Source organism: Sphingomonas kyungheensis (genome assembly GCF_037120395.1).
In the GTDB taxonomy this organism is placed as follows: Bacteria; Pseudomonadota; Alphaproteobacteria; order Sphingomonadales; family Sphingomonadaceae; genus Sphingomonas; species Sphingomonas kyungheensis.
In genome coordinates, this window is the sequence record NZ_JBBBDM010000007.1 from 47,106 (window position 1) to 72,402 (window position 25,297).

A 25,297-nucleotide genomic window follows, 5' to 3' on the forward strand; every position below is an offset into this window, starting at 1 on the left:
TCCATCACCCCGGTCCGCTACTCAGGCGTCGACGGTGATCACTCCGCGGCGGATCTGGTCGAGCTCGATCGATTCATACAGCGCCTGGAAATTGCCGTTGCCGAAGCCCTGATTGCCCTTGCGCTGGATGATCTCGAAGAAGATCGGCCCGACCATCGTCTCGGTGAAGATCTGCAACAGCAATCCTTCCTCGCCGACGTTGCCGTCGATCAGAATGCGGTTGGCGCGCAGCCGTTCCAGATCCTCGCCGTGACCGGGCACGCGCTTGTCGACCAGCTCGTAATAGGTCTCGATCGTATCCTGCAGGCGGACGCCGCGGGCACGCAGCTTTTCGACCGTAGTGTAGATGTCGTCGGTGGTCAGCGCGAGATGCTGGATGCCTTCGCCGTTATAGTCGCGGATGAACTCCTCGATCTGGCTCTTGTCGTCCTGGCTCTCGTTCAGCGGGATGCGGATCGCACGATCGGGGGCGATCATCGCCTGGCTGAACAGGCCGGTCGCCTTGCCCTTGATGTCGAAATACTTCTGCTCCTCGAAGCCGAAGATCTGACCATAAAAGGCCGACCAGGTGCGCATCTGGCCGCGGCGGACGTTGTGGGTGAGATGGTCGAGCAGGTCGAGCCCGACGTTATTGGCGGCCTCCGCCTCGGCAGCGCCGGGCACCTGATCCCAGTCGTCGTAGAGGCTGCCGGCCGCGCCGTGCGTGTCGACGAGATAGAGCAGCGAGCCGCCGATCCCTTCCAGCGCCGGCAGGCCGTCGAGCGCGGCGCCCGCGGGCGCCGGCTTGGCGCCGCGGGCGATCGCCGCGTCATAGGCGGCCCTGGCATCGGCGACGCGGAACGCCATCGCGCTGGCCGACGGGCCGTGCGCGGCGCGGAAGTCGGCGGCATGGCCGCTCGCCTCGCGGTTGAGCAACAGGTTGATGCGGCCCTGCTTGTAGCGGGTCAGAGCCTTGGTCGGATGCGTCGCGGCGGCGACGAAGCCCAGCGCCTCGAACTGCGCGGCGAGCGCATCGGGATCGGGCGAGGTGAATTCACAAAACTCAAAGCCATCGAGGCCCATCGGATTGACGTCGATCTGGTCGGCCGAATGATCGGTCATGGCGGCAGCTCCAAAATGGTATCGTCTGTTACCAAATCCCTGCGCCATTGCCAAACTGGTGTCAACTGATACGAACGGCCGTGGCCCCGACCGACCGCCCCCTCGTCCTCGACGACTTCATTCCCTACCGCCTGTCGGTGACCTCCAATCTCGTCAGCGATTCGATCGCGCGGGCGTATGAATCGCTGTTCGGCCTGACCATTCCCGAATGGCGGCTGATCGCGGTGATCGCAGAGACGGGCGGCATCACCCAGCAGGCGATCGGCGCGCGCACGCTGATGGACAAGGTGACGGTGAGCCGCGCGGCGATCGCGCTGGTCGGGCGCGGCCTGCTCGCGCGGCGCGACAATCCGGAGGATCGCCGCTCGCACCTGCTCGACCTGACCGACGACGGCCGCAGCCTCTATGCGGCGGTCGCGCCCAAGGCGCTCGATCTCGAACGGCGGCTGTTCGCCGCATTCGATCCCGCCGAGGTGGCGCAGTTCGTCGCGATGCTGCGCCGGATCGAACGCGTCACGCTCGACCTCAATCGCTGAGTCACCACGCCGCACCGGCATAGTTGTGCGACAATTGCCGGTTAGCAGCGCCGATCCGTGTTCAGGGGTTCAGTCTATGCGTGTGGCGGTGGTGATGATGATGGCGGCGAGCTGGCCGGCGCTGGCGGTGGCGCAGCAGGCGCCGGCACCCGCCGGATCGCAGACGCCGACGCAGACGCCCGCCGCCACGCCCGCTTCCCCGGCGACGCCGCCCGCCGCCACCGCGCAGGCCGGCACGCCGCAGACCGACGCCGCGCCGCCGACCAACCCGACCGCTCCCGCGGCGGCGGACGCCGAGGACGAGGAGACGGACATCGTCGTCACCGGCCGGCGTCCGCCCGGATCGGTGGTCGGCGACATCCCCGCCGAACAGGTGCTCAGCCCCGCCGACATCCGCAGCTATGGCGTCAGCAGCGTCTCCGACCTGCTCACCGAACTCGCGCCGCAGACGACGAGCGGCGCGGGTGGCGCGCCGGTCATCCTGCTCGACGGCAAGCGCATCTCCGGCTTCCAGGAAATCCGCGACATCCCGACCGAGGCGATCCTGCGCGTCGACATCCTGCCCGAGGAGGTGGCGCTCAAATACGGTTACACCGCCGACCAGAAGGTGGTGAACTTCGTGCTGCGCCGCCGCTTCCGCTCGACCACCGTCGAGGCGGCCGACAGTGCCGCGACCGAGGGCGGGCGCAACAGCCCGCAAGGCGACCTCGACCTGCTGACGATCCGCAACGGCGCGCGCTTCAACCTCCACACCAAATATCAGCAGAGTTCGGCGCTGACCGAATCGGAGCGCACCATCGCCGCGGCGAGCACCGAAGGCGCGACGACCAGCTTCGACCAGCGGCCCTATCGCACCTTGCTGCCGTCCACCCGCAACGTCTCGACCAACGCCACTTATGCGCGGCCGATCGGCGGCATCACCGCCTCGATCAACGCCGAGATCGCGTCGAGCGAAAGTACCGGCCTCTACGGCCTGCCGACGACGACGCTGAGCCTGCCGGTCGGCAATCCGTTCAACACCGGCACGGCGGCGACCAGCGTCACCCGCGTGCTCGACGGCGGCAGTTTCAATCCGCTCAGCCAGGCGAGCCAGGGACTGACCGCGCATGTCGGCACCAGCCTCAACGGGCGGATCGGCCCGCGCTGGATGTGGACCGTCACCGGCGCCTATGATCGCGCCGAGACGCGCACCTTCACCGAGACCGGCGTCGACGCGAGCGGTTTCCAGGCGCGGCTCAACGCCAACGATCCGCTCGCCGACCCCAATGGCACGCTCGGCCTCACCGACATCGCCGCCGCCGCCGCCAATCGCGCCCGCTCGACGTCGAGCTCCGGCGAGGTCGAGGCGCTGGTCAACGGGCCGCTGTTCCAGCTGCCCGCCGGCGACGTGTCGACGGCGGTCCGCGTCGGCGGCACGACCAGCGACTTTTCCAGCCGCTCCTATCGCGCCGGGCTGACCAGCGCGGGGTCGGTGTCGCGCGACGATGCCAGCGGGCGGGTCAATCTCGACGTGCCGATCGCCAGCCGTTCCCGCGCGGTGCTCGGCTTCCTCGGCAACCTGTCGGTCAACGGCAATGCCGCGGTCGACCGCCTGTCGGACTATGGCACGCTGACCGCCTATGGCTATGGCCTCAACTGGTCGCCGGTGACGCCGCTGCGCATCATCGGCTCGATCAACCGGCAGGAGAATGCGCCGAGCGCCGCCCAGCTCGGCAATCCGCAGCTGGTGACGCCCAACGTCCGCCTGTTCGACTATGTCCAGGGCGAGACGGTGACGGTGACGACGCTGAGCGGCGGCAATCCCGATCTGCGCTCGAGCGACCGCCGCGTCACCCGGCTGGGGGTGACGCTCAAGCCGTGGAGCGCGACCGACCTGACGCTGATCGCCAATTACACCAAGCAGGATACGCGCAATCCGATCCAGAGCTTCCCGTCGCCGACCACGGCGATCGAGGCGGCCTTCCCCGATCGCTTCACCCGCGATGCGGCGGGCAATCTGATCCGGCTCGACACGCGGCCGATCAATTTCGCGCGCGCGGAGAGCGAGCAGATCCGCTGGGGGATCAACTTCTCCAGGCCGATCAAGTCGAAGGTGCAGAAGGAACTGGAGGCGTTCCGTGCCGGCACCGGGCCCAATCCGTTCGCGGGAATGCGCTTTCCCGGCGGCGGGCGCGGTCCGGGCGGGACGCGCGGCGGCGACGCTGGCGGCACGCCACGCGCTGCGGACGGTGCCGCACCGCCGCCGGCGGGTGGCGACGGGCCGCCGCAGGGTGGCGGTGGCGGTGGTCGCGGCTTCGGCGGTGGCGGCGGTGGGCGCGGCTTTGGTGGCGGCGGCCGCGGGCAGGGCGGCGGCCGCATCCAGTTCGCGCTCTACCATACCTGGCATCTCGCCGAGCGGGTCACCGTCGCTGATGGCGGCCCGGTGCTCGACCTGCTCAACGGCGATGCGACCGGATCGAGCGGCGGCCAGCCGCGCCACGAGTTCGAGGCGCAGGCGGGCTATTCGAACAACGGCCTCGGGCTGCGGCTGTCGGCCAATTACGCGACCGGCACGCAGGTCAACGGCGGCACCGCCGCATCGCCGCAGACGCTCAACTTCTCCGGCCTCGCCACCGCCAACCTGCGCCTGTTCGCCGACCTCGGCCAGCAGCTCAAGCTGGTCAAGGCGCATCCCTGGGTGCGCGGTGCGCGGGTGACGCTGTCGGTGACCAACATCCTCAACACGCGCCAGACGGTGCGGAACGATCAGGGCGTGACGCCGGTCAGCTACCAGCCCGACTATCTCGATCCGCTCGGCCGGACGGTGCGGATCAGCCTGCGCAAGCTGTTCTTCTAGCGCGGCGCGGGCAGCGCGAGGCGGCGGGCGAGCCAGTCCGCCGCCTGTTCGGGCGTGCGCTTGGCGGTATCGCGATCGACCTGGTAATTGGCCTCGCGCATCACCGTGACCGGGATATGGCCTACCAGTGGCGCGAGCGCGGCGGTGAAGGCGGCATCGCCCGCCCGGCGCGGTGCGACGAGCAGCAGCGCGTCATAGCTGGGGATCGCATGGCGCGGATCGGCGAGGACGCGGAGGTGCTCGGCGGCGATCCGCCCGTCGGACGAGAAGGCGGAGATGACGTCCGCCTCGCCGCTCGCCAGTGCGCGATACATGAAGGTCGGCGCATAGGGCGTCGTCTTGGCGAAGCGCAGCGGATAGGCACGGCGCACCGCCGCCCATTCGGGCCGTTCGAGGAATTCGAGATCGCTGGCGAGGCGCAGGTCGGGCGCCGCCGCGACCAGATCGGCGAGGCTGGCGATACCGCGCCGCGCGGCATCGTCGCCGCGCATCGCGAAGGCATAGGCATTCTCGAACCCGAGCGGCCCGAGCGAAGCCACGCCGCTGCTCGCCCGCGTCCAGTCGCCGATCGCGCGCACCATCGTGGCGGGCGCCGGCACGTCGCGGCGGCGCATCGGACCGGTCCACAGGGTGCCGGCATAATCGACATAGACATCGATCGCGCCGCTGGTCAGCGCGCCATAGATCACCGCCGATCCCAGCCCGTCGCGATAGCGGACGCGATAGCCGGCGCGGGTCAGCCGGTCGCCGATCAGCCGGGCGAGGATATATTGTTCGGAGAAGTTCTTGGCGCCGATCGTCACCACATTGCCGTCGTCGCTCCGCCACATGGGCGCAGTCGCCGCGGCGAGGCCGGCGAGCAGCGCCAGCGTCGCGCCGAGCCACAGCCAGCGCCGGCGGCGGGCGATGCCGCGCTCGATCAGCCCGATCAGCGCGTCGACGCCAAGCGCCAGCGCGGCGGCGGCGGCACAGCCGGCGAGCACCAGCGCCCAATTCTGCGTCTGCAGGCCGGCGAAGATCATGTCGCCGAGGCTCGGCTGACCGACCGTCGTCGACAGCGTCGCCGCGCCGATCGTCCACACCGCCGCCGTGCGGATGCCGGCGATCAGCACCGGCGCGACCAGCGGCGCCTCGACCAGCCGCAGCGCCTGCGCCGGCGTCATGCCGACCGCCTTGGCCGCCTGCTGCACGGCGGGATCGATGCCGGTGAGGCCGGCGACGCCGTTGCGGATGATCGGCAGCAGCGCATAGAGCGTCAGCGCGATCAGCGACGGCAGGAAGCCGAGCGCCGGGATCCCGCCGCCGACCAGCGCCGACAGCCAGAGCAGCAGCGGATAGAAGAGCGCGAGCAAAGCGAGGCTGGGCACCGTCTGGATAAGGCTGGCGATGCCGAGGATGACGCGGCCCGCATGGGGGCGGCGGGCGGCGAGGATGGCGAGCGGCAGGCTGATCGCGATGCCGAGCAACAGCGCCGCCGCCGACAGCAGCACATGCTGCGCGAGCAACGGCGGCACCCGGCCGAGCGCGGCGAGGAAGTCGCTCATGCCGCGGCCCCGGCGATCGCCCGCAGCCGCTCGGCCTGCTCGCGCGGCACCGCGACCAGCGCCTGCGCCGCCGCGCCGCCACCGCCGGCGAGCAGCTCCGCGGGGGTGGCATCGGCGACGATCCGCCCCGCCGCCATCACCAGGATGCGGTCGGCGAGCAGCAGCGCCTCGGCCATATCATGCGTGACGAGGATCGTGGTGAGGCCGAGCCGCGCGTGCAGCCGCCTGATCTCGCCGCCGAGCGCGTCGCGCGTCACCGGATCGAGCGCCCCGAACGCTTCGTCGAGCAGCAGCAGCTTCGCGCCCGGCGCGATCGCGCGGGCGATGGCGACGCGCTGGCGCTGTCCGCCCGACAGCGCGTCGGGCATCCGCTCGGCGAGCGCGGGCGGCAGCGCGACCATCTCGAGCAACGCCGGCACGTCGGCGGCGGGCAGGCCGGCGATGCGCGGCCCGATCGCGATATTCTCCGCCACGGTCAGGTGCGGGAACAGGCCGATGCCCTGGAAGACATAGCCGATCCGGCGGCGCAGCGCGGGGGCGGGGCCGGCGGCGACATCCACGTCGTCGATCAGCACCCGGCCCTCGCTCGGTTCGATCAGCCGGTTGATCGTCTGCAGCAACGTCGACTTGCCCGATCCCGAGGCGCCGACCAGCGCGACGAATTGGCCCGCTTCGATCATCAGCGTGACATGATCGACCGCCAGGGTGGCACCGAACCGCTTGGTGACGGCGTCGAAGCGGAGCGATTTGGCTGGCATCGCCGGCGAGGATGCGGGATGCCTGAGAGAAAGTCCAACAGGGAGAGGGTCATGAGCGAGGTCCGGGCGATCTTCATCACCGGTGGCGGTTCGGGCATCGGCCGCGCGGTGGCACGGTTGTTCGCCAGCCGCGGCTGGCGGATCGGCATCGCCGACGTCGACGCCGCCGGGCTCGACGCCACCGCCGCGCTGATCCCGAGCGGCATGGTCGAACGCTATGTCATGGACGTGCGCGACCGCGACGGCTGGACGCAGGCGCTCGACGCCTTCACGCAGGCGAGCGGCGGGCGACTCGACGTCCTGTTCAACAATGCCGGCATCGGCACCGGCGGGCCGCTCGCCGAGGCGGATTTCGCGGCGATCGACCGGACGATCGCGATCAATTTCACCGGTGTGGTCAATGGCGCGCGGATCGGCCACGCCTATCTGGCGCGCACGCCGGGATCGGTGCTGCTCAACACCGCGTCCGCGTCGGGCATCTACGGCTCGTCGGGACTGGCGACCTATTCGGCGACCAAATTCGCAGTGCGCGGGCTGAGCGAGGCGCTCGACGGCGAATGGTATCGCCACGGCATCAAGGTACGCTGCCTGCTGCCGAGCTTCATCGAAACGCCGCTGCTCGACGGGGTCGCCGGCGGCAGCAACCGGACGATCCGCGAGGCGGTGACCGGTGCGGGGCTCGAACTCACCCCGGTCGATACGGTCGCCGAGGCGGCGTGGAAGGCGGTGCACGGCGACGCGGTCCACACCTATGTCGGCAAGACCGCGGCGCGGCTGCGCTTCGCCGCGCGCTGGTTCCCCGGCGCGCTGCGCAAGCAGATGCGCCGGTCGCTGCGCTGATCGCGGGCGGACGGTCGGTGGACGGGCGCGCGGCATGGGTCTTCGCGAAGCGAGCGGCCCCCGAAACCACCCGCCCCTCGACACGCTCAGGGCTGACGGATTCCGAAGACGGGCAGGTGCGATCGCTTCTCCGTTAGGGCGGAGCATGTCGAAGCCCGGCTCACCCCCAGCGCCGCCCCCAAGGCAACCCGGAGATCAACCCCAAAGCTATTCGTCGACGATCGCATCGATCGCCTCGGCCATCTCGATGTCGCGTCCGGACAGGCCGCCGGCGTCGTGGGTGGTGAGCAGCACCTCGACGCGATTGTAGACGTTGCGCCATTCGGGGTGGTGGTTGGCCTTTTCCGCCATCAGCGCGACCTGCGTCATGAAGCCGAACGCCTCGACGAAATCGGCGAAGACGAGGCTGCGGGTGATCGCGTCGCGCGATTCGTCATAATCCCATTCGGGCAGGCCATCGAGCGCATCGGCCCGTTCGGCTTCGCTAAGGGGCTCGATCATCGGCGGTCTTCCTTGCTGGACGGAGAAGAGCCGCGGTATGGCGGGCGGCATGAACGGGCAAGATGCTTATGGGCCGCCACCGCAGGCCGACGCGATCGAAGGCCTCGCCCGCGACGCGATCGCGCGGCTGCCCGCCGCCTTTGCCGCGCATCTCGGCGACGTCGTGCTGCTCGTCGAGGAGGAGGCGGATGCCGAGACGCTCGCCGACCTCGGCATCGATCATCCGCTCGATCTCACCGGCCTCTACCACGGCCGGCCGATCGGGGAGAAATCCTCGACCGATTCGGGCGCCTTGCCCGATCGCATCCACCTCTACCGGCAGGCAATCCTCGCCGAATGGGTGGAGACGGGGGTGCGGCTCGACGATCTCGTCCGCCATGTCACCATCCATGAGATCGGCCATCATTTCGGCCTGTCGGACGACGACATGCACGCGCTCGAAGACGCGGTGGCCGATTGACCGCGCTGCGCCTCGCCGATGTCGCCTGCCGGCGCGGCGGGCGTGAGCTGTTCGCCGGGATCGGCGTGGCGCTCGATGCGGGCGAGGCGGCGCTGGTCAGCGGCGCCAATGGCGTCGGCAAGTCGAGCCTGCTCCGCATCGCCGCCGGTCTGCTGCGTCCGGCCGCCGGTACGGTGACGCGCGACGGCGCGGTGGCGCTGCTCGGCGAGGCGCATGCGCTCGACCCCGAACTGCCGCTGGCGCGGGCGCTCCGCTTCTGGATCGGGTCGCGCGTTTCGATGGCGCTGGCGGCGCTGGCGCTCGAGCCGCTCGCCGAGGTGCCGGTCGCCATGCTGTCGACCGGGCAGCGGCGCCGGGCCGGAATGGCGCGGATCGTCGGCGCGGATGCGCCGATCTGGTTGCTCGACGAGCCCGCCAACGGGCTGGACAAGGCGGGCGTGGCGCGGATCGCGGCGCTGATCGCGACGCATCGCGCCGCGGGCGGCATCGCGGTGGTCGCGACGCATCAGCCGATCGCGCTGCCCGACGCATTGCAGGTCGCGCTCGGCTGATGCGGGCAACCGTGATCATCGCGCGCGACCTCCGCCGTGCCTGGGCGGGGGGAGGGCTGTGGTGGCCGGTCGCCTTCTTCCTGCTCGTCGCGACGCTCTTCCCCTTCGCGGTCGGCCCCGATGCCGCGCTGCTGACGCGGATCGGCGGCGGCGTGATCTGGGCGGCGGCATTGCTCGCCGCGCTGCTGCCGGTCGAGCGGCTGGTCGCGCCCGATGTCGAGGCGGGGGTGATCGATCAATATGTCGTGCGCGGCGTGCCGCTGGCGCTGGTCGCGGGCGCCAAGATCGCCGCGCATTGGCTCGGCTTCGCACCGCCGCTGATGCTCGCCGGCTTGATCGCTGCGGGGCTGTTCGACCTGCCGGCGGCGGTGCTGCTGCGGATCGAGCTGGGGCTGGCGATCGGTACGCCGGGATTGGCGGCGCTGGGCGTCGCGACCGCCGCCTTGGTCGCCGGGCTGCGTGGCAGCGGCGCGGTGGCGGGGCTGGTGATGATGCCGCTCGCGGTGCCGCTGCTGATCTTCGGTGCGGGCGCCCTCGACGGCGGTGCGGCGGCGATGAAGCTGCTCGCCGCGGTCAGCCTGGTGTTGACCGCCGGCGCGCCGTGGCTCGCCGCCGCGGCGATCCGCAGCGGCATGGATTAGTCGACGCTTAAGACTTCGACCCGCCGTCCGAAGCATAGACCATCGCCGCCGCCGTCCCGGTCGCCGGCTTCAGGTGGAACCACTCCGGCCGATCGATCGCGGTCAGAAACGCCAGCACGGTCAGGCCGAACATCAACAGCGCAAGGCGGCCCCACAGCGGATTGGGCTCGGCATCGTCATGCGCGGTATTGGCGAAATCGTCCTGCGGTCGCATCCATTGCCTCCATAAAGCGGTCAGGCATCATATAGGCGGACAAGTCTTCCGGACGACGAGCGTTCCGTAACGTTTGTTTGCTGCGCTGCACCACGCGGCTCAGCGCCGCCAGCGCGCCCAGATCGCGGTCGGCAGCGTCAGCCCGCGCGCTTCCTCGCGGACGCCGAGCTCGCCCGCCTCGACGGTGCCGGGCAGGTCGGCGAAGGCCTGGCGGAGCAGCTCGCCGATCGCCAGCGCCGACATCCGCACCGCATAGACGGTGAGGAAGACGAAGCGGCTGTTGGCGTCGACCAGCTTGCGGCAGTCGGCGATCAGGCGCGGCAGATCCTCCTCCAGCCGCCACAATTCGCCCTCCGGCCCGCGCCCGTATTTGGGCGGATCGAGCAGGATGCCGTCATAGCGGCGCTGGCGACGCACCTCGCGTGCGACGAACTTGACCGCATCGTCGACGATCCAGCGGATCGGCGCCTCGGTCATCCCCGACAATATGGCATTGCCGCGCGCCGCCTCGACCGATTTCTTCGAAGCGTCGACGTGCACCATCTTCGCCCCCGCGGTCGCCATCGCCAGCGTGCCGACGCCGGTATAGCCGAACAGGTTGAGGCATTCGGGCGTGTCGAGATCGGCGACCTGCTCGCGCATCCAGCTCCAGATCGGCGGCATGTCGGCGAAGAAACCGAGGTGGCGGAACGGCGTCGGCAGCGCGGTGAAGCGCACCTCGTTCCATTTGAGCGGCCAGCCTTCGCGCGGCACCGGTTCGCTGAACACCCAGCGGCCGCCGCCGTCCTCGTCGCTCGCCGGCACGAACTCGCCGTGTGCGCGCCACGTCTCGGTGGCGGGTGCCCACATCGCTTGCGGTTCCGGGCGGATGAAGCGGAACCGGCCGTAGCGTTCGAGCTTGCGGCCGTTGCCCGAATCGACCAGCCCGTAATCGGCCCAGGGCTCGCCGATCAGCGTATCGAGCCTCATGCCCGCGGCACCGCGCGTGCGGCGATATAGTCGGTGACCGCCTCGAACGTGCCGGGCAGCGTGACGAACCGCTCCTCGCGCTCGAACAGGTCGCCGATCCGGCCGGGCAGCGCCGGCCGCTGGCCGGTGGCGCGCTCGACCGCGTCGCGGAACTTGGCGGGGTGGGCGGTGGCGAGCGTCACCACCGGCACGTCGCTGGCATGGCGGCGCGCGGCGGCGAGCGCGATCGCGGTATGCGGATCGATCACCTGCCCGGCATGCTCGTACGCCCAGCGCATCGCCAGCGTCATGTCGTCGAGGTCGACGCGGTCGCTGGCGAACAGCGCTGCGCCCTTGTGCTGCGAATCGGTCAGCCGCATCGCGCCGGACGATTCGAAGCCCTGCATCTGTGCGGCGAGCGCGCCGCCGTCGCGGGCACCGAGATCGTAGAGCAGGCGTTCGAAATTGGAGCTGACCTGGATGTCCATCGACGGCGTCGGCGTCTGCTGGACAATGCCCTTGCTATAGTCGCCGGCCGAGATGGCGCGGTGGAGAATGTCGTTGACGTTGGTCGCGACGATCAGCTTGGCGACCGGCAGGCCCATCTGCGCCGCGACATAGCCGGCGAAGACGTCGCCGAAATTGCCGGTCGGCACCGAGAAGGCGACGCTGCGCTCCGGCGCGCCGAGCCGCACCGCGGCGTAGAAATAATAGACCACCTGCGCCATCAGCCGCGCCCAGTTGATCGAATTGACCGCCGACAGCGCGAACCGGCCGGCGAAGCCGGGATCGTTGAACATCCGCTTGACCAGCGCCTGGGCGGCGTCGAAATCGCCCTCGATCGCGATGTTATGGACGTTGGGGGCGAGTACCGTCGTCATCTGCCGACGCTGCACGTCGGACACGCGCCCGGCGGGGTGGAGCATGAAAATGTCGACCCCGGCGCGGCCCGCCAGCGCATCGATTGCCGCCGATCCGGTGTCGCCGCTGGTCGCGCCGACGACGGTCAGGTGCCGGTCGCTGCCGGCGAGGAAGCGTTCGAACAACAGCCCGAGTAATTGCAGCGCGACGTCCTTGAACGCCAGCGTCGGCCCGTGGAACAGCTCGAGCAGCCAGCGGTCATGGTCGAGCTGGACGAGTGGCGTCACCGCGGCATGGCTGAACCGGCCATAGGCCTGCGCGCACAGCGCCTTCAGCTCCCCGGGGGTGAGCGCGTCGCCGACGAACGGCGTCATCACCGCGACCGCGGTATCGACATAGGACAGATTGGCGAGCCCGGCGATCGCCTCGCGGCTGAGGCTCGGCCAATGGTCGGGCAGATAGAGCCCGCCGTCGGACGCCAGTCCGGCCAAAGTGACGTCGCGGAAATCGAGCGCGGGCGCGGCGCCGCGGGTGCTGACATAACGCATCACCGCTGGGTAGCGGCCCGCAGCAGGCGGGGCAACGCCGGCGTACTTGGGGGCAGGGGCGGTCCTGCTATCGACGCGCCGGCATAAGTGACGGGATTTGCCTACGGCCGCGGGGGCGCGGGCGGTGTATCCCGACGCTGCGGGGACGCGCGTCCGCCCTTGCCGATCGCCGCAGACGGCATAGGGTGTGCATCATGGCCAATTTCGACGACAGCTACGATCCCGAACTCGGCGCCGCCTGCAACCGGCTCGCCGCCTTCGTCGAGCCGCTGCCCGCGGGCGGGCTGATCGATCCGGCGTCGGGCCTCACCGAAGCCGACCTCGCGCTGATCCTCCGCCGTCTCTACGCGACGCGTCATGCCGAGGCGCCGGGAACGCCGCCGGCGGCGCCGCGGCCGGTGTCGCGTGCCTCGGTGCCGATCACCGCGAGGGAGTGAGGGGCATGGCTGCGGACACTCCTGTGCGTCCGATCGATGGCCTAGGTTCGATGATCGCACAATCCTGGGGCAATGGTAAGACCACAATCGGCTCGCCCTCGACAGGCGGATCAGTGGTACAACCGCTTCAACGATGCCGCAGACATCGACCCAACGATCCTAATATTGCGCAAGGCTGGCCAACCCGGAGCCGTCTCTCTCCTATGCCAGCGGCAGAGTCCCATAGTCCGCGGGGGATATCGAAATGACCGACCTCACCGCCATCTCCACGCCGCCCGCGCCATGACGGCTCCAACGAACCGGCGCGCCATGCACCGGGTCCAGGCGCGCGCAGCAGGCGCGCCGCCGCGCGCGCGGGTCCGACGCCTGCTGCTCGGCCTCGGCGCCCTGCTCGCCTGCCTGCTGCCGCAGGCGGTCGCGGCGCAATGCCGGATGGCGGCGCTCGCGGCGTTGCCCGAGCGGGCGCAGCTCCATTGGCCCGCGTCGGCGGGATCGCCGCCGCTGCCGCTCGTCCTGCTGCTTCACGGCAGCACCGGGACGGGCGCGGAGATGCTGCGCGACAGCCGTCTCGCCGAGACCGCCGATGCGCGGGGATTCGCCGTCGTCGCGCCCGATGGCGGGATCGCGGGGACGCGCGGCTTCGTCTGGAACATTCCCGGCGTGCCGACGGTCAGCGGCGCGATGCCCGCGGCAGGCGCGCGCGACGACGTCGCCTATCTGACCGGGCTGATCGGGCGGCTGGTCGCGACCGGCTGCGTCGATGCGACGCGCGTCTATGCGACCGGCCTGTCGGGCGGCGGGCGGATGGCGTCCTGGCTCGGCTGCGTCGTGCCGGGCCGCTTCGCGGCGATCGCGCCGGTGGTCGGCCTGCGCGCCGGGCGACCGCGGCGGGAGGATCCGACGCAGCCCGATCCGGCGAGCTGCCGCCCCGACGTACCGTTGCCGGTGCTCGCCTTCGCCGGCGATGCCGACACGACCAATCCGATCGGCGGCGGCGGCGCACCCTATTGGCGCTATCCGCAGGCCGCCGCCCTGCAGCGCTGGGCGGCGCTCGACGGTTGCACGCGGGCCTATGCCCGGGCGCTCGACGCGCGCCATTACGAGCAGGGCTATGCGGACTGCCGCAACGGCACGAGCGTCGCGGTGCGCGTGCGGCGCGGCGGGACGCACAGCTGGTCGGTGGTCGACAACGACGCCTTATGGACCTTCTTCGCGGCGTATCGCCGCTAGACTGCTTCCGTCACCCCTGCCGCTGCAACGCCTGCGCGGCGCCGGTCAGCGGCCCCTGGTCGAGCGTCGCAATCGCCCGCGGCACGGTGGCGAGCAGCCGCGCATATTTGCCGGTGCCGGCGAACACCGTCTGCATCCGCGGGGCGGCGAGCATCTGGCGGAGCGCCGCGGCGAGCTTGCCGGTGACGATCACGCCGTCCCAGCTGCCATAGGTCAGCACCAGGCTGCTCGCCTGCGTCCAGAACGCCTCGCACAGCATCTCGCAGGCGTGGCGGGCGAGCGGGTCGCTGCTGGCGGCGCGGGTGATCTCCTCGGGCGTGGTAAGCCGCGGCGGCAGCGCCTGCATCGCGGCGAGGCCGGTGTAGATCGCGACCAGCCCGCTGGCCGAGATCAGCGGCTCGGCGAGCACCGGGTGACGATCGGGGAACAGCCGCGCGGTCAGCGCCGCCATCGCCGGTGAGCCGGGCGCGAAGCCGCCATGGCCGGCTTCGGTGGCGAGGACGTGTACCGCGCCGTCGGGCTTGCGGACCAGCACCGCGGCGCCGAGCCCGGTGGTCATGCCGAGAACGCAATAGGTGCCCGGCCGGTCGAGCATCGGCAGCGACCCCGCCGCCGGGGTGAGCATCGCATGGCCGCCGCTCAGCGCCCAAGCCTCCGCCTCGAAATCGTTGAGGATCAACGGCGGCTGGCCGAGCATCGCCTGCAATCCCGAGCGTGAGACGAACCAGCGTGTCTGCGTGATCGAGATCGCGTCACCGCGCGCCAGCCCGGCGACCGCGATCGCCAGCCGCTCGGGCAGGCGCGACAAGGCGAGGTCCTGCTGGAATGCCGACAGCGCGCCCGACACGCTCGCGCCACGGTCGGCGCCATAGTGGCGCAGGCTGTCGGCCTGAAAGCCCGCCGCCGCATCGGTCAGCGCGAAGCGCAGCCCCTTGCGCCCGACATGCCCGACGATCCCCGTCGCCTCCATCCCCGCCCCCCGTGGTATCGCTATCGTTGCCGGGGGTATGCCGATAGGGATCGGGTGGTGGAAGTATTTTCTTCGTTTCCGTGCAGATTAGTCGTCAGACTAGTCGGCCGGATCGCAGGAAATCGTATTTGATATCTTTGCTTTCCGGCGTGAGCCGCGCGGCAATACGAAGAAGATTTGCGCGCGGAAGCGCAGAGAACGCCAGGCCTGTGCCGATCGGAAGTTCGCGCCGACGCATGGCTGGTCAGGCTGCCGCGTCCTCTGCGCCGCAACGCGACCCTAATCGTCGTCCAGGGCGGCGATGCCGTCGGCATTGCCCGCCGGTGTCGCGGCATAGGCGTTGATGATGCCCGGCAGCAGGCCGGGAAAGCGCGCCTCGATCTCGTCCCAGCGCGAATGGTTGCGCACCTCGACGCCGGCGCGCTCGCTGCGGATCAATCCCGCCTCGCGCAGGATCTTGAAATGGTTGGAGAGCGACGATTTGGGAATGACCCGGTCACCGACCGCCGCCAGCGCCGAACAGGCCTCGACGCAGCCGGCGCGCATGATCCGCGCGAAGATCGCCGCACGTGCCGGATCGGACAGCGCATGCAGGATCGCCTCGGGCCGGACGTCGTCGATCGCGGGGTGAATCAAGGGCCTCATCTTTTTTGCATATAGGGACTTGATCGCGACAGCGTTAGTTCCAGATTCCCGAACTATCGGAATAGCGGTGCCGCCACGGTGCCGGGCCGAAACGGAAGGACGGACGTATGGCAAGGCTTGCAGGCAAGGTCGCGGTGGTGACGGGCGCATCGAAGGGGATCGGCGCGGCGATCGCCGGCGCGCTCGCGGCAGAGGGTGCGTCGGTCGTGGTCAATTACGTGTCGAGCAAGGCCGGCGCGGATGCGGTGGTCGCCGGCATCGCCGCGGCGGGCGGCGAGGCGATCGCGGTGCAGGGCGACGTCTCGCAGGCCGCCGAGGCGCAGGCGCTGATCGCCACCGCGGTCGATCGGTTCGGCCGGCTCGACGTGCTGGTCAACAATTCGGGCGTCTATGAATTCGCCGCGATCGAGGACGTGACCGAGGATCACTATCGGCGGCAATTCGACGTCAACGTGCTCGGCGTCCTGCTCGCGACGCAGGCGGCGGTGCCGCATCTCGGCGAGGGAGCGAGCGTCATCAACATCTCGTCGGCGATCACGCACGTCCACACGCCGCATGCGGCGGTCTATGCCGGAACCAAGGGCGCGCTCAACGCGATCACCGGCGTGCTTGCCAACGAGCTGGCGCCGCGCCGCATCCGCGTCAATGCGGTCAGCCCCGGCTTCGTCGTCACCGAAGGCTCGCGTGCCGCGGGCGTCGTCGGTTCCGAGATGGAGACGTCGCTCGTCGCGCAGACGCCGCTCGGTCGCGCCGGTCAGCCCGATGATATCGCCGGCGTGGTCGCGTTCCTCGCCTCCGACGACGCACGCTGGCTGATCGGCGAGACCATCACCGCGAGCGGCGGCATCCGCTGATCCGCAGCCGCCACGCCCGCATCGCGCCGGCGTGGCGGCTCATCCGCCGAACAGTTGCGCCAGCCGCACGTCGGCGCGCAGCCCGAGCACCACGGCGCTCGGCACGTCGGTCCGGCGCTTCGGCGCGAACATCGGATCGGGGTGGAGGACATATTGCACCACGGGATAGATTTTGAATCCGTGCAGCGCCGCCCAGCCATAGCTGAACTCGCCGACGATCTCGTCGTGATGCGGCGCGCCGTGGCCCCCCGCCCGGGCGCGCAGGTCGCGCAGATTGCCGATCTGCTGGTCGCTGAAATGCGCGTCCGACAGGATGATGCCGACCGTATCCTCGTCCCGATGCCGGAAGGTGCCGGTCTTGACGAAGCCGGCGGAGACGAAGCTGTCGAGCATCTGGACGTTGCCGACGTTCCAGAAGCCGCGTGCGAACAGCGCGAGGTTGCGCGTGCCCGCGCCGGGCGCGCGCGCGATCGTCCGGTCGATCAGGCCGTAGAGTGCGACACGACTGCCGCCGAGCGCGGCCCGCGGCCGGCCGCTCAGCGCCGCCGATGCGCCGCTGCCGTCATAATAGGGGCTGGTCCCGCCATCGGTGTTGACGAAGACGCCGAGCTTGTACCGGCGCGGCAGCCGCTCCTGCGCGAAGCTCGTCTGATAGCCGAGTTCGCCGGCGAGCAGCACGCCGCTGCCCTTGCCGAGCGAGAAATCAAGCCCGCCCTTGCCGGGGGCATGCAGCGCCATATTATGCTCGGTGACCATGACCTGGACGTAACGCCGGTCGTCCACCGCGTAGCGCGCCTTCGCCGCCCAGGCCGAGAACGGGAAGCCGGTGATGCCGATGACGGGGATCGCGCCATAGCCGGTCAGGCAGATGATGCTGCTCATGAACGAGCAATTGAGCGGCGAATTGTTAAAATAGCTGTTTTCGTCGGCGCGGCCGACCAGCAGGTTGAGCCGGCCGAAATCATGTTCGATACTGAGCTGCGTCAACCGCGGGCCGGGGACCGGGCGGAAGGTCGATTGCAGGCTGATCGAATTGCCGATCACCTCGCGGCCGAGGCTGTCGCCGGTGAACCATGCGCCCTGGATATGCACGCGCGTCTTCGACAGGCCGAACAGCCGCTCGAGATCGAGATTGGCGGTGCCGACGATGAAATGCGCCTCGCGCACCCCCTGCCGCGCACCGCCGATCGGGTTGCCGGCGACATTCTCGACCCCGTCGAAGCCGAGGTCGACGCCGTCCCTCTGCAGGCCGCGCAGCGTCTTGCCGACCGCATTGTCATGCTGCCAGCGGGTGACGGCGGCGCTGTCCGCGGCGACGGGCGGTGGTGGCTGAACGGCGGGCGGTGCCGGGGCGGCGGGCGGCGATACGATCGCCTGCGCGGTGAGCAGGACTGCGAGGCTGGCGGACATCCACGTCTCCCTCGCCCGGTGCAGCGAAGCGCGGCCGGGCCACGCTTCCGATATAGACGCGCGCGCCGATCCACGGTCGCGAGGCGCTCCGATGATGGCGATCGGGGCGTTCTCTCATCCCGAATGCGCCGCCGCGACGGGAGAGGTTGCCCGGACGGGTTATGGCCGGCACCGCCGCTGGCCACCGCACGCCGTCATGGTTAAGATGGCGGCCATCGAAGCGGGAGACGGTGTTGACCAGACGCAGGCTGGCGGGTGTGGGGATCGCCCTTGCGGTGATGTCGGTGAGCGCGGCGTCGCCGCAGCGGATCGAGCGGATCGCGGCCGTGCCCGCGCCGATGGCGGTGCTGCCGGTGGCGGTGCACGGCCGCGTCGTGCGCGACGGCGACGCCTTCGTCCGCCAATGGCCCGGAAGCTATTTCGAAGCCGGTTTCGCCGGGCCGGCGGTGGTCTTCCGGATCGGCAGCGGCGAGGTCGCCCTGCATCTGTCGGTCGACGGCGTCGCGGTGGAGACGCTCGTCAAGCCCGCGCCGGGTCTCTACCGGATCGACGGGCTGGCGCGCGGCCGGCATCGGCTGCGCATCGAGGTCGCGTCGGAGAGTCAGGCGGGGCCGACGCGGATCGGGCCCTTCTACGCCGCGCAGGCCGCTGCCCCGCCGGCGCCCCGCACCCGCCGGATCGAGTTCATCGGCGATTCGCACACCGTCGGCTATGGCGTGACGTCGGCGACGCGCGACTGTTCGGAGGATGACGTGTGGCGGACGACCGATACGTCGCAGGGATTCGGCGCGCTGCTCGCCCGCCGATATCGCGCCGACTATCAGGTCAATGCGATCTCCGGCCGCGGGGTGGTGCGGAATTACGACGGCTTTGCGGCCGATCCGCTGCCCGACGCCTATCCCTATGCGCTGTTCGATCATCGCACCCCGGCGGCGGCGGTCGACTGGCACCCGCAGGTGATCGTCATCGCGCTCGGCACCAACGATTTCACCACGCCGCTCCACGCCGGCGAACGCTGGCCCGACCGGGCGGCGCTGCATGCCGATTACGAGGCGCGCTATGTCCGCTTCGTCCAGGACCTGCGGCGGCGCGCACCGCAGGCGCTGATCGTGCTGTGGGCGACCGACATGGCGCAGGGCGAGATCGAGGCGGAGGTCGCCAAGGTCACCGCCCGGCTGCGCGCCGCGGGCGAGCGGCGGATCGCCTATGTGCCGGTCGACGGCCTCGCTTTCGCCGGCTGCCACAATCATCCCTCGCTCGCCGACCAGACGGTGATCGCGACGCGCATCGCCGCGGCGATCGATGCGCAGCCGCAGGTCTGGACGGCGCCGGCGGTCAGGCGATCAGCGCCTCGATCCTGATCGGCAGGTCGCGGACGCGGATGCCGGTGGCGTTGAACACCGCGTTGGCGACCGCCGCCGCGACGCCGATGATGCCGAGTTCGCCCAGGCCCTTGACCCCTTCCGGATTGACCGCGTCATCCGCGTCGGGGACCATGACGACGGTCTGGCTGCCGATATCGGCGGCGGTCGGCACCAGATAGTCGGCGAGATCGCGGTTCATGTAGACGCCGGTGCGCGGATCGATCTCGGTCTTCTCGAGCAGCGCCGAGCTCAGCCCCCAGCTCATCCCGCCGAGATACTGGCTGCGCGCGGCGAGCGGGTTGAGCACGCGGCCCGCGGCAAAGGCGCCGACGTGGCGCGGCACGCGGATCGCGCCGGTCGCGGCATGGACCGCGACCTCCACCATATGCGCGCCGAACGCCCAGGCGAGCGCATCCTCGGGCAGCGTCAGCAGCTTGATATGGCCGGCGCGGAGATCGTCCACCGCCGCCGGCTTGGCGCCCGGCGGCAGATAGTCGAGCCGGACGCTGCGCGCGCCTTCGGGCTGGCGGCGCAGCGCGGTGCAGGCGTCGGCGAGCGCATTGGCGAGCGAGGTGGTGGTCGACGACCCGCCCGAGATCCCCGCCGGCGGCAGCGCGGTATCGCCGAGCGCGACGGTGACGCGATCGAGCGGTACGCCGAGCCGCTCCGACGCGATCGTCGCGAGCAGGGTATAGAGGCCGTTGCCGATCTCGTGATGCGCGGTCTCGATCCGCACCGCGCCGTCCGCATTCTGGCTGAGGCGCAGCGCGACCGGGCCGATCTTGACCGGGCGTGCCGCCGCGGCGCAGCCATGGCCGATCCACCAGCCGTCGCGCAGCCGCGCCCGCGGCCGCGGCGACCGCTCCGCCCAGCCGAACGCCGCCGCCGCGGCGTCGAAACAGCGCAGCAGCGGGCGCGTCGTGAACCGTTTGCCGGAGACCGGATCGACCGCGGTGTCGTTGCGACGGCGCAGCGCGACCGGATCGATCGACAGGGCATGCGCCAGCTCGTCGATCGCGCTTTCCATCGCGAACAGGAACGGGACCTCGGGCGGCGCCCGCATCGGCCCGGGCGTGTTGCGATCGACGCGGCCGAGCCGTTCCTCCGCCGCGACCGCCTCGGCGGCATAGAGGGCGGTGGAGACGTCGGCGCCTTCCATCGCGAAATCGTCGAAGCGCGAACTCGCCGTCGCCGCCTGATGGCCGACGCCGAGCAGCCGGCCGTCGGCATCCGCACCGAGGCGGATGCGATGCCGCGTCTCGGTACGGTGGTTGGCGATCGTAAACTGGTCGCGGCGACTGATCTCGAGCCGCACCGGACGGCCGAGCCGGCGCGCGGCGAGCGCGCAGATCGCGCTATGTTGCGACAGCGCGAGCTTGCCCCCGAAATGGCCGCCGATGAAGCGCGCGATCACCCGCACCTGCTCCGGACGGAGGCCGAGCTGTGCGGCGAGGCCGTGCTGCGCCGCGACGACATAGCGCGTCGGTTCGTAGACGGTAAGCCGGTCGCCCTCCCACAGGCAGGTCGTGCTCGGCAGTTCGATCGGGTTATGGTGCTGGATCGGCGTCGTATACTGCGCGTCGATCCGCACCGCGGCGGCGCCGAGCGCGGCATCGAGATCGCCGCTGCGGCGATCGTGATGCTCGGTCTTGATCGTGGTCAGCGGAACGGCCGCGCTGCGCGGATCGGCGAGGCAGGCGACCGGCGCTTCGCCGGCATAGCCGATGCGCAGGGCGGCGGCGGCGGCGGCGGCGATCTCGGCGGTTTCCGCGACGACGAGCGCGACGATCTGCCCGGCATAGCGGATCTCGGGCGAGGCGAGCGGCCGCCAGCTGCTGTTGGCATAGCCGCCCTGCATCAGATGATCGACCGGGCGGATCGCCCCGCCGACCTCGTCATGCGTCAGGATCAGCAATACGCCGGGCATCGCCTCGGCGGCGTCGCGATGGATCGTGGTGACCCGCCCGCGTGCGATCGCGCTGACCGCAATGGCGGCATGCGCCATGCCGGGGACGCTCACGTCGCCGGGATATTCGGCCTGACCGCAGACCTTGAGCGGCCCGTCGATGCGCGGATGCGGCGCGCCGAGCCGGGCGACGGCATCGTCCCGGCGGGCGCGGACGCCCGGTGCATCGGAGGGAGCGGTCATCGCGATACCTTTCGTCGGTCCGCATGGCGCAACGTGCGGACGGGCGGAGACGCTCCGTTATGTCGTTCAAGCAGTTGGAAGAATCGGATATTCCTTTTCGCTGCCCGAGGGCGTCGGCCTCGGCGGACGCGCCGCTAGGCCGAGCGCCGCCGCAACGCCAGCACGTAGATCACCGTCGCGACCGCGGCGAACAGGAACCATTGCACCGCATAGGACAGATGGTTGTTGGGCACCGAGGCGAGATCGGGGCGGCCGTTGGCGGCCAGGCCGAGCGGCGGCGTATCGGCGACGAGCAGCAGTGGCTGCGGGTGCCGGTCGAACACGGTGCCGATCAGCGAACGGCCGTCCGGCGCATGGCTGATGAAGCCGCGCACCGGCCCGCCCGGCCAGCGCCGCGCGAACATCGGGTCGGGCGTGGTGCCGAGCTGGACGAGCAGCCCGTCGCCGCAATCGGCGATCAGCCGGAACCCCGCCGCGCCCGCGCCGGCGAGGCGCTGCGCCAGCGGGTGGGGGCAGGCGGCATAGCTGCGGCGGAACAGCAGCCGGTCGTCGGCGCGCCGCGGGAAGGCGATCGGCGGGCGCGCCGGATTGGCGGCGAGCTGCGCCAGATAGGCCTGTTTCTGCGGTGCCCGGTCGAGCCATTGCCACAGGCCGAGCGCGATCATCGCCGCGACCGCGAGCGCGACGATCACCGTCGGGAGCAGCGGCACGCGCCTCATGGTCGCGGATCGATGCGGCCTTCGCGCGCGGCGTTGCGGAACTCCGCCGACATCAGCGCGCCCTTCGCCAGTCGCAGCGACCAGATCACCCCGGCGAGCGTCACCGGGATCCAGATCAGCATATGCAGCCACAACGGCGGGTGGAGCGTCAGTTCGAGCGTGATCGCGCCGATCACCACCAACGTGCCGAGGATCAGCGTCAGAAAGGCGGCGGGACCGTCGCCGACGTTGAAGCGGCTGAAATCGAGTCCGCAGGCGGAGCAGCGATCGGCGAAGCGGATCATCCCGGCGAACAGCGTCGGCTTGCCGCAGCGCGGGCAGAGCCCGCCGAGCGCGGCCTGGACGATGCTGGGCTGCACCGGGCCGGGCTGCGCAGGGGCGGACGGCACGGGGCCGGATGGCTCGGGATCGGTCATCCTCCGGTCGGTCCGCTCACCCGCGCCCGCCTCAGCCGGCGTGGACCGGCGCGCCCCAGCCACCCCAGACATAGATGGTGACGAACAGGAACAGCCACACCACGTCGACGAAATGCCAATACCAGGCCGCCGCCTCGAAGCCGAAATGCTGGCGTGGCGTGAAGTCGCCCTTGTAGGCGCGGATCAGGCAGACCGCGAGGAAGATCGTGCCGATCAGGACGTGGAAGCCGTGGAAGCCCGTCGCCATGAAGAAGGCGGCGCCATAGTTCAGCCCCTTGAACGGGAACGGCGCGTGCATGTATTCATAGGCCTGGATCGAGCTGAACAGCACGCCGAGCGCCACCGTCAGCCACAGCCCCTTGAGCACGCCGTCACGATCACCGACGCCGAGCACGCCCCACAGGCCGCGCTTCTCGCCGCCGCGCTGGTTGTGGATCAGCGCATGGTGCGCCCAGGTGACGGTGGTGCCGCTGGTCAGCAGGATCAGCGTGTTGAGCAGCGGGAATTCGAAGGCGTTGATGACCTCCAGCCCCTTGGGCGGCCATTGCGCGGCGATCGCCGCCGCCCCTTCCGCGGCGCGTTCGACCTGACCGTCGATGAAGCTCATCGCGGTCGGGAACAGCGCGAAGTCGAAGAAGGCCCAGAACCAGCCGACGAAGAACATCACCTCGGAGGCAATGAACAGGATCATGCCGTAGCGGAAGTGGAGCTGGACGACCGGTGTGTGATCGCCGTGATGCGCCTCGCGCACCACCTCCGCCCACCAGCTGTACATGGTGAACAGCACGCCGCCGAGCCCGGCGAGGAAGATCCAGCCGCCGCCATTGGCCTTGTCGGCGGCGAGATGCGCGCCGTGCATCCACATGATCGCACCCGACGCCATCACCAGGGCCGACAGCGATCCGAACAGGGGCCATATGCTGGGGGGCAGGATATGGTAATCGTGGTTCTTGGCGCCGGCCATGGTCGTTTCCCTGTTCTCTATCCTCTTGCGCTAACGCTTAGCCCGCCGATTTCGCGGAATCCACCGGGTAAAACGTGTAGGAGAGGGTGATCGTCTCGACGTCGTTGGCGTCGGGATCGTCCATGATCTTCGGGTCGACGAAGAAGATCACCGGCATGCGCTGCGTCTCGCCCGGTGCCAGGGTCTGCTGTGTGAAGCAGAAGCACTGGATTTTGGTGAAATATTTGCCCGCCTGGCTCGGCGTGACGTTGAACGTCGCGCTGCCGGTGATCGGCTTGCTGTCCATGTTGGTGGCGGTGAAGAAGGCGATGTCGCGTGCGCCGATCTTGACCGTCTCCGACCCTGCTTCGGGCCGGAAGCGCCACTTCATCCCGGGCGCGACATTGCTGTCGAAATCGATGCGGATCAGCTTGTTGACCGCACCCGGTGCTTCCTGCGCACGCTGCGTCGTGCCGTTGAGGCCGGTCACCTGGCAGAACAGGCGGTAGAGCGGGATGCTCGCCCAGGCGACGCCGGTCATGAAGCAGATGCCGAGCACCGCGAAAAAGGCGGTGCGCAACTGCCGCCGCGTCGACGCATCGTCGGGGCGCGGCGGCGCGTTCATGCCAGCCCCTGGCGGATCTTGGTGATCGCGATCGCGAAGATCAGGATCACGAACGCACCGAGCAGCAGCGCCATGATCCGCGCCCGCGCCCGCTGGCGCTGGCGGACGAGGTCCTGTTCGTCGGGCGTCATGCGAACATCCAGCGGTCGACGACGAGCGCGCCGAACACGACGAACAGATAGAGGATCGAATAGCTGAACAAGCGCTTCTCCGGCTTCATGGCATCGTCGGCCGTGGTGGTGCGGGTCGCGACGACGAGCGCGAGCGCGGCGAAGACGAGGGTGGTGACGCTGGCGACGCCGCCGTAGAGCGGCCCGGACAGGCCGAGCGGCCAGGGCAGCACCGCGGCCAGCGCCATCGGGATGGTGTAGAGCCCGATCTGCCGCCGCGTCACCCGCTCGCCGGCGACGACCGGCAGCATCGGCACCCCGGCATTGGCGTAATCGGTCTTCACGAACAGCGCGAGCGCCCAGAAATGCGGCGGCGTCCACAGGAAGACGAGCGCGAACAGCAGCAGCGGCAGCAGCGCGACCTGTCCGGTCGCCGCCGCCCAGCCGATCAGCGGCGGAAACGCGCCCGCGGCGCCGCCGATGACGATGTTCTGCGGCGTCCGGCGCTTGAGCCAGACGGTATAGACGAGGACGTAGAACAGGATCGAGACGGTGAGGATCGCCGCCGCGGCCAAATTCACCGCGAAATACATCAGGATGACGGAGAAGGCGGCGAGCCCGACGCCGAAGTGCAGGGCCGATTCGCGCTCCATCCGCCCGGCGGGCAGCGGCCGCTTTTGCGTCCGCCGCATCTTGGCGTCGAGGTCCGCCTCATACCATTGGTTGAGCGCCCCCGCCGCTCCCGCGCCGAGCGCGATGCACAGGATCGCGGTGAAGCCGAGCACCGGATGGATGAAGTGTCCGTTCACCGGCGGCGCAGCGAGCATCCCGCACAGCCCGGTGAAGACGACCAGCGTCATCACCCGCGGCTTGGTCAGCGCGAGGAAGTCCCGCCAGTCAGCGGGGGGCAGCAGGGGCGTCGCGACCGTCATCGCCATGGCTATACGCCGCGCGGGCGCTTTGAGCAAAGCCGATCGGGCTTGCACCGATGACCACCCAACCAATCCTCCCCGGCACGGGGAGGGGGAACAGCCGAAGGCTGGTGGAGGGGGGCTTCCGCTGACGGCAGCGCGTGTGGATACCCCC

The 25,297-nt window shown here is 70.2% G+C and carries 27 protein-coding genes; 10 read left to right on the forward strand and 17 right to left on the reverse strand.

Features of this window, described 5'->3' with window-relative positions:
* Positions 1–21 precede the first annotated feature (21 nt).
* On the reverse strand, positions 22–1,101 hold the full coding sequence (gene hppD / locus V8201_RS13695; protein ID WP_037531581.1) for a 4-hydroxyphenylpyruvate dioxygenase: 1,080 nt from the start codon (positions 1,099–1,101) through the stop codon (positions 22–24).
* 80 nt (positions 1,102–1,181) lie between these two features.
* Here hppD and V8201_RS13700 point away from each other — a divergent pair, with 80 nt between their 5' ends.
* Both V8201_RS13700 and V8201_RS13705 read left to right on the forward strand, forming a co-directional pair.
* Positions 1,182–1,637: a MarR family winged helix-turn-helix transcriptional regulator gene (locus V8201_RS13700; protein WP_037531583.1), complete on the forward strand. Its 456-nt coding sequence runs from the start codon at positions 1,182–1,184 to the stop codon at positions 1,635–1,637.
* Positions 1,638–1,713: 76 nt separating this feature from the next.
* A complete protein-coding gene (locus V8201_RS13705) occupies positions 1,714–4,473 on the forward strand; it encodes a TonB-dependent receptor (protein ID WP_336545639.1) in 2,760 nt (919 codons plus the stop codon).
* Here the strand turns inward: V8201_RS13705 and V8201_RS13710 are convergent.
* Both V8201_RS13710 and V8201_RS13715 read right to left on the reverse strand, forming a co-directional pair.
* Positions 4,470–6,017, reverse strand: a complete 1,548-nt coding sequence (locus tag V8201_RS13710) for an ABC transporter permease/substrate-binding protein (RefSeq protein WP_336545640.1) — start codon at positions 6,015–6,017, stop codon at positions 4,470–4,472. The genes V8201_RS13705 and V8201_RS13710 overlap by 4 nt on opposite strands.
* Entirely contained in the window at positions 6,014–6,775 is a 762-nt protein-coding gene (locus tag V8201_RS13715; protein ID WP_336545641.1) for an ATP-binding cassette domain-containing protein, read from the reverse strand. The genes V8201_RS13710 and V8201_RS13715 overlap by 4 nt, the downstream gene beginning before the upstream one ends.
* A 51-nt stretch (positions 6,776–6,826) precedes the next feature.
* Between V8201_RS13715 and V8201_RS13720 the strand changes: the two genes are divergently transcribed.
* On the forward strand, positions 6,827–7,615 hold the full coding sequence (locus V8201_RS13720; RefSeq protein ID WP_336545642.1) for an SDR family oxidoreductase: 789 nt from the start codon (positions 6,827–6,829) through the stop codon (positions 7,613–7,615).
* Between the two features lie 207 nt (positions 7,616–7,822).
* Here V8201_RS13720 and V8201_RS13725 read toward each other — a convergent pair whose 3' ends face one another.
* Complete coding sequence (locus tag V8201_RS13725; RefSeq protein WP_037531590.1) at positions 7,823–8,116, reverse strand: 4a-hydroxytetrahydrobiopterin dehydratase; 294 nt, start codon at positions 8,114–8,116, stop codon at positions 7,823–7,825.
* Between the two features lie 49 nt (positions 8,117–8,165).
* Between V8201_RS13725 and V8201_RS13730 the strand changes: the two genes are divergently transcribed.
* From V8201_RS13730 to V8201_RS13740, 3 genes are read left to right on the forward strand one after another with little or no spacing between them, the layout of a single operon-like run.
* Complete coding sequence (locus V8201_RS13730; protein ID WP_037531687.1) at positions 8,166–8,576, forward strand: metallopeptidase family protein; 411 nt, start codon at positions 8,166–8,168, stop codon at positions 8,574–8,576.
* On the forward strand, positions 8,573–9,127 hold the full coding sequence (ccmA, locus tag V8201_RS13735; RefSeq protein ID WP_037531592.1) for a heme ABC exporter ATP-binding protein CcmA: 555 nt from the start codon (positions 8,573–8,575) through the stop codon (positions 9,125–9,127). Before V8201_RS13730 ends, ccmA begins: the two co-directional genes overlap by 4 nt.
* On the forward strand, positions 9,127–9,768 hold the full coding sequence (locus V8201_RS13740) for a heme exporter protein CcmB (protein WP_271299906.1): 642 nt from the start codon (positions 9,127–9,129) through the stop codon (positions 9,766–9,768). The genes ccmA and V8201_RS13740 overlap by 1 nt, the downstream gene beginning before the upstream one ends.
* A 7-nt stretch (positions 9,769–9,775) precedes the next feature.
* On the opposite strand, the gene V8201_RS13745 is transcribed toward V8201_RS13740, so the two are convergent.
* From V8201_RS13745 to thrC, 3 genes are all read right to left on the reverse strand, one after another.
* Positions 9,776–9,982 carry a hypothetical protein gene (locus V8201_RS13745; RefSeq protein WP_037531597.1) on the reverse strand — a complete coding sequence of 69 codons (207 nt, stop codon included), beginning with the start codon at positions 9,980–9,982 and terminating at the stop codon, positions 9,776–9,778.
* A 99-nt stretch (positions 9,983–10,081) separates the two neighbouring features.
* Positions 10,082–10,951, reverse strand: a complete 870-nt coding sequence (locus tag V8201_RS13750; RefSeq protein ID WP_336545643.1) for a class I SAM-dependent methyltransferase — start codon at positions 10,949–10,951, stop codon at positions 10,082–10,084.
* On the reverse strand, positions 10,948–12,339 hold the full coding sequence (thrC, locus tag V8201_RS13755; RefSeq protein ID WP_336545644.1) for a threonine synthase: 1,392 nt from the start codon (positions 12,337–12,339) through the stop codon (positions 10,948–10,950). Before thrC ends, V8201_RS13750 begins: the two co-directional genes overlap by 4 nt.
* A gap of 194 nt (positions 12,340–12,533) precedes the next feature.
* Between thrC and V8201_RS13760 the strand changes: the two genes are divergently transcribed.
* Positions 12,534–12,776 carry a hypothetical protein gene (locus V8201_RS13760; protein ID WP_037531601.1) on the forward strand — a complete coding sequence of 81 codons (243 nt, stop codon included), beginning with the start codon at positions 12,534–12,536 and terminating at the stop codon, positions 12,774–12,776.
* A gap of 309 nt (positions 12,777–13,085) precedes the next feature.
* The gene (locus V8201_RS13765) at positions 13,086–14,006 is read left to right on the forward strand and encodes a CE1 family esterase (RefSeq protein ID WP_336545645.1); all 921 of its coding nucleotides are present in this window, start codon (positions 13,086–13,088) and stop codon (positions 14,004–14,006) included.
* A gap of 10 nt (positions 14,007–14,016) precedes the next feature.
* Here the strand turns inward: V8201_RS13765 and V8201_RS13770 are convergent, their stop codons facing one another.
* Complete coding sequence (locus V8201_RS13770; RefSeq protein ID WP_037531603.1) at positions 14,017–14,976, reverse strand: glucokinase; 960 nt, start codon at positions 14,974–14,976, stop codon at positions 14,017–14,019.
* 279 nt (positions 14,977–15,255) lie between these two features.
* On the reverse strand, positions 15,256–15,621 hold the full coding sequence (locus V8201_RS13775; RefSeq protein ID WP_037531605.1) for an ArsR/SmtB family transcription factor: 366 nt from the start codon (positions 15,619–15,621) through the stop codon (positions 15,256–15,258).
* Between the two features lie 107 nt (positions 15,622–15,728).
* Here V8201_RS13775 and V8201_RS13780 point away from each other — a divergent pair, with 107 nt between their 5' ends.
* On the forward strand, positions 15,729–16,475 hold the full coding sequence (locus V8201_RS13780; RefSeq protein ID WP_336545646.1) for a glucose 1-dehydrogenase: 747 nt from the start codon (positions 15,729–15,731) through the stop codon (positions 16,473–16,475).
* Between the two features lie 39 nt (positions 16,476–16,514).
* On the opposite strand, the gene V8201_RS13785 is transcribed toward V8201_RS13780, so the two are convergent.
* Complete coding sequence (locus V8201_RS13785) at positions 16,515–17,885, reverse strand: carbohydrate porin (protein ID WP_336545647.1); 1,371 nt, start codon at positions 17,883–17,885, stop codon at positions 16,515–16,517.
* Positions 17,886–18,118: 233 nt separating this feature from the next.
* On the opposite strand from V8201_RS13785, the gene V8201_RS13790 reads away from it, so the two are divergent.
* On the forward strand, positions 18,119–19,246 hold the full coding sequence (locus V8201_RS13790) for an SGNH/GDSL hydrolase family protein (RefSeq protein ID WP_336545648.1): 1,128 nt from the start codon (positions 18,119–18,121) through the stop codon (positions 19,244–19,246).
* Here the strand turns inward: V8201_RS13790 and V8201_RS13795 are convergent.
* From V8201_RS13795 to V8201_RS13825, 7 genes are all read right to left on the reverse strand, one after another.
* Entirely contained in the window at positions 19,221–21,398 is a 2,178-nt protein-coding gene (locus tag V8201_RS13795; protein ID WP_336545649.1) for a xanthine dehydrogenase family protein molybdopterin-binding subunit, read from the reverse strand. The genes V8201_RS13790 and V8201_RS13795 overlap by 26 nt on opposite strands.
* Positions 21,399–21,532: 134 nt before the next feature.
* On the reverse strand, positions 21,533–22,117 hold the full coding sequence (locus V8201_RS13800) for an SURF1 family cytochrome oxidase biogenesis protein (RefSeq protein WP_037531611.1): 585 nt from the start codon (positions 22,115–22,117) through the stop codon (positions 21,533–21,535).
* On the reverse strand, positions 22,114–22,533 hold the full coding sequence (locus tag V8201_RS13805; RefSeq protein ID WP_081792882.1) for a DUF983 domain-containing protein: 420 nt from the start codon (positions 22,531–22,533) through the stop codon (positions 22,114–22,116). The genes V8201_RS13800 and V8201_RS13805 overlap by 4 nt, the downstream gene beginning before the upstream one ends.
* A gap of 31 nt (positions 22,534–22,564) precedes the next feature.
* Entirely contained in the window at positions 22,565–23,497 is a 933-nt protein-coding gene (locus V8201_RS13810; RefSeq protein ID WP_336545650.1) for a cytochrome c oxidase subunit 3, read from the reverse strand.
* A 37-nt stretch (positions 23,498–23,534) separates the two neighbouring features.
* Positions 23,535–24,101, reverse strand: coding sequence for a cytochrome c oxidase assembly protein (locus tag V8201_RS13815; protein ID WP_037531616.1), 567 nt, complete (start codon positions 24,099–24,101; stop codon positions 23,535–23,537).
* A complete protein-coding gene (locus V8201_RS13820; protein ID WP_268747101.1) occupies positions 24,098–24,232 on the reverse strand; it encodes a cytochrome c oxidase system small membrane protein in 135 nt (44 codons plus the stop codon). Before V8201_RS13820 ends, V8201_RS13815 begins: the two co-directional genes overlap by 4 nt.
* Positions 24,229–25,143, reverse strand: coding sequence for a heme o synthase (locus V8201_RS13825; RefSeq protein ID WP_336545687.1), 915 nt, complete (start codon positions 25,141–25,143; stop codon positions 24,229–24,231). Before V8201_RS13825 ends, V8201_RS13820 begins: the two co-directional genes overlap by 4 nt.
* Positions 25,144–25,297 lie beyond the last annotated feature (154 nt).

Excerpts from the sequence above, each read along its gene's own strand:
- V8201_RS13750 (WP_336545643.1), bottom strand. The coding sequence starts at position 10,951 with ATGAGGCTCGATACGCTGATCGGCGAGCCCTGGGCCGATTACGGGCTG.
- V8201_RS13720 (WP_336545642.1), top strand. The coding sequence starts at position 6,827 with ATGAGCGAGGTCCGGGCGATCTTCATCACCGGTGGCGGTTCGGGCATC.
- V8201_RS13740 (WP_271299906.1), top strand. The coding sequence starts at position 9,127 with ATGCGGGCAACCGTGATCATCGCGCGCGACCTCCGCCGTGCCTGGGCG.
- V8201_RS13780 (WP_336545646.1), top strand. The coding sequence starts at position 15,729 with ATGGCAAGGCTTGCAGGCAAGGTCGCGGTGGTGACGGGCGCATCGAAG.
- V8201_RS13800 (WP_037531611.1), bottom strand. The coding sequence starts at position 22,117 with ATGAGGCGCGTGCCGCTGCTCCCGACGGTGATCGTCGCGCTCGCGGTC.
- V8201_RS13815 (WP_037531616.1), bottom strand. The coding sequence starts at position 24,101 with ATGAACGCGCCGCCGCGCCCCGACGATGCGTCGACGCGGCGGCAGTTG.
- V8201_RS13805 (WP_081792882.1), bottom strand. The coding sequence starts at position 22,533 with ATGACCGATCCCGAGCCATCCGGCCCCGTGCCGTCCGCCCCTGCGCAG.
- V8201_RS13810 (WP_336545650.1), bottom strand. The coding sequence starts at position 23,497 with ATGGCCGGCGCCAAGAACCACGATTACCATATCCTGCCCCCCAGCATA.
- V8201_RS13760 (WP_037531601.1), top strand. The coding sequence starts at position 12,534 with ATGGCCAATTTCGACGACAGCTACGATCCCGAACTCGGCGCCGCCTGC.
- V8201_RS13715 (WP_336545641.1), bottom strand. The coding sequence starts at position 6,775 with ATGCCAGCCAAATCGCTCCGCTTCGACGCCGTCACCAAGCGGTTCGGT.
- V8201_RS13745 (WP_037531597.1), bottom strand. The coding sequence starts at position 9,982 with ATGCGACCGCAGGACGATTTCGCCAATACCGCGCATGACGATGCCGAG.
- thrC (WP_336545644.1), bottom strand. The coding sequence starts at position 12,339 with ATGCGTTATGTCAGCACCCGCGGCGCCGCGCCCGCGCTCGATTTCCGC.
- V8201_RS13710 (WP_336545640.1), bottom strand. The coding sequence starts at position 6,017 with ATGAGCGACTTCCTCGCCGCGCTCGGCCGGGTGCCGCCGTTGCTCGCG.
- V8201_RS13730 (WP_037531687.1), top strand. The coding sequence starts at position 8,166 with ATGAACGGGCAAGATGCTTATGGGCCGCCACCGCAGGCCGACGCGATC.
- hppD (WP_037531581.1), bottom strand. The coding sequence starts at position 1,101 with ATGACCGATCATTCGGCCGACCAGATCGACGTCAATCCGATGGGCCTC.
- V8201_RS13795 (WP_336545649.1), bottom strand. The coding sequence starts at position 21,398 with ATGACCGCTCCCTCCGATGCACCGGGCGTCCGCGCCCGCCGGGACGAT.
- V8201_RS13705 (WP_336545639.1), top strand. The coding sequence starts at position 1,714 with ATGCGTGTGGCGGTGGTGATGATGATGGCGGCGAGCTGGCCGGCGCTG.
- V8201_RS13775 (WP_037531605.1), bottom strand. The coding sequence starts at position 15,621 with ATGAGGCCCTTGATTCACCCCGCGATCGACGACGTCCGGCCCGAGGCG.
- V8201_RS13770 (WP_037531603.1), bottom strand. The coding sequence starts at position 14,976 with ATGGAGGCGACGGGGATCGTCGGGCATGTCGGGCGCAAGGGGCTGCGC.
- V8201_RS13765 (WP_336545645.1), top strand. The coding sequence starts at position 13,086 with ATGCACCGGGTCCAGGCGCGCGCAGCAGGCGCGCCGCCGCGCGCGCGG.
- V8201_RS13820 (WP_268747101.1), bottom strand. The coding sequence starts at position 24,232 with ATGACGCCCGACGAACAGGACCTCGTCCGCCAGCGCCAGCGGGCGCGG.
- V8201_RS13785 (WP_336545647.1), bottom strand. The coding sequence starts at position 17,885 with ATGTCCGCCAGCCTCGCAGTCCTGCTCACCGCGCAGGCGATCGTATCG.
- V8201_RS13825 (WP_336545687.1), bottom strand. The coding sequence starts at position 25,143 with ATGACGGTCGCGACGCCCCTGCTGCCCCCCGCTGACTGGCGGGACTTC.
- V8201_RS13725 (WP_037531590.1), bottom strand. The coding sequence starts at position 8,116 with ATGATCGAGCCCCTTAGCGAAGCCGAACGGGCCGATGCGCTCGATGGC.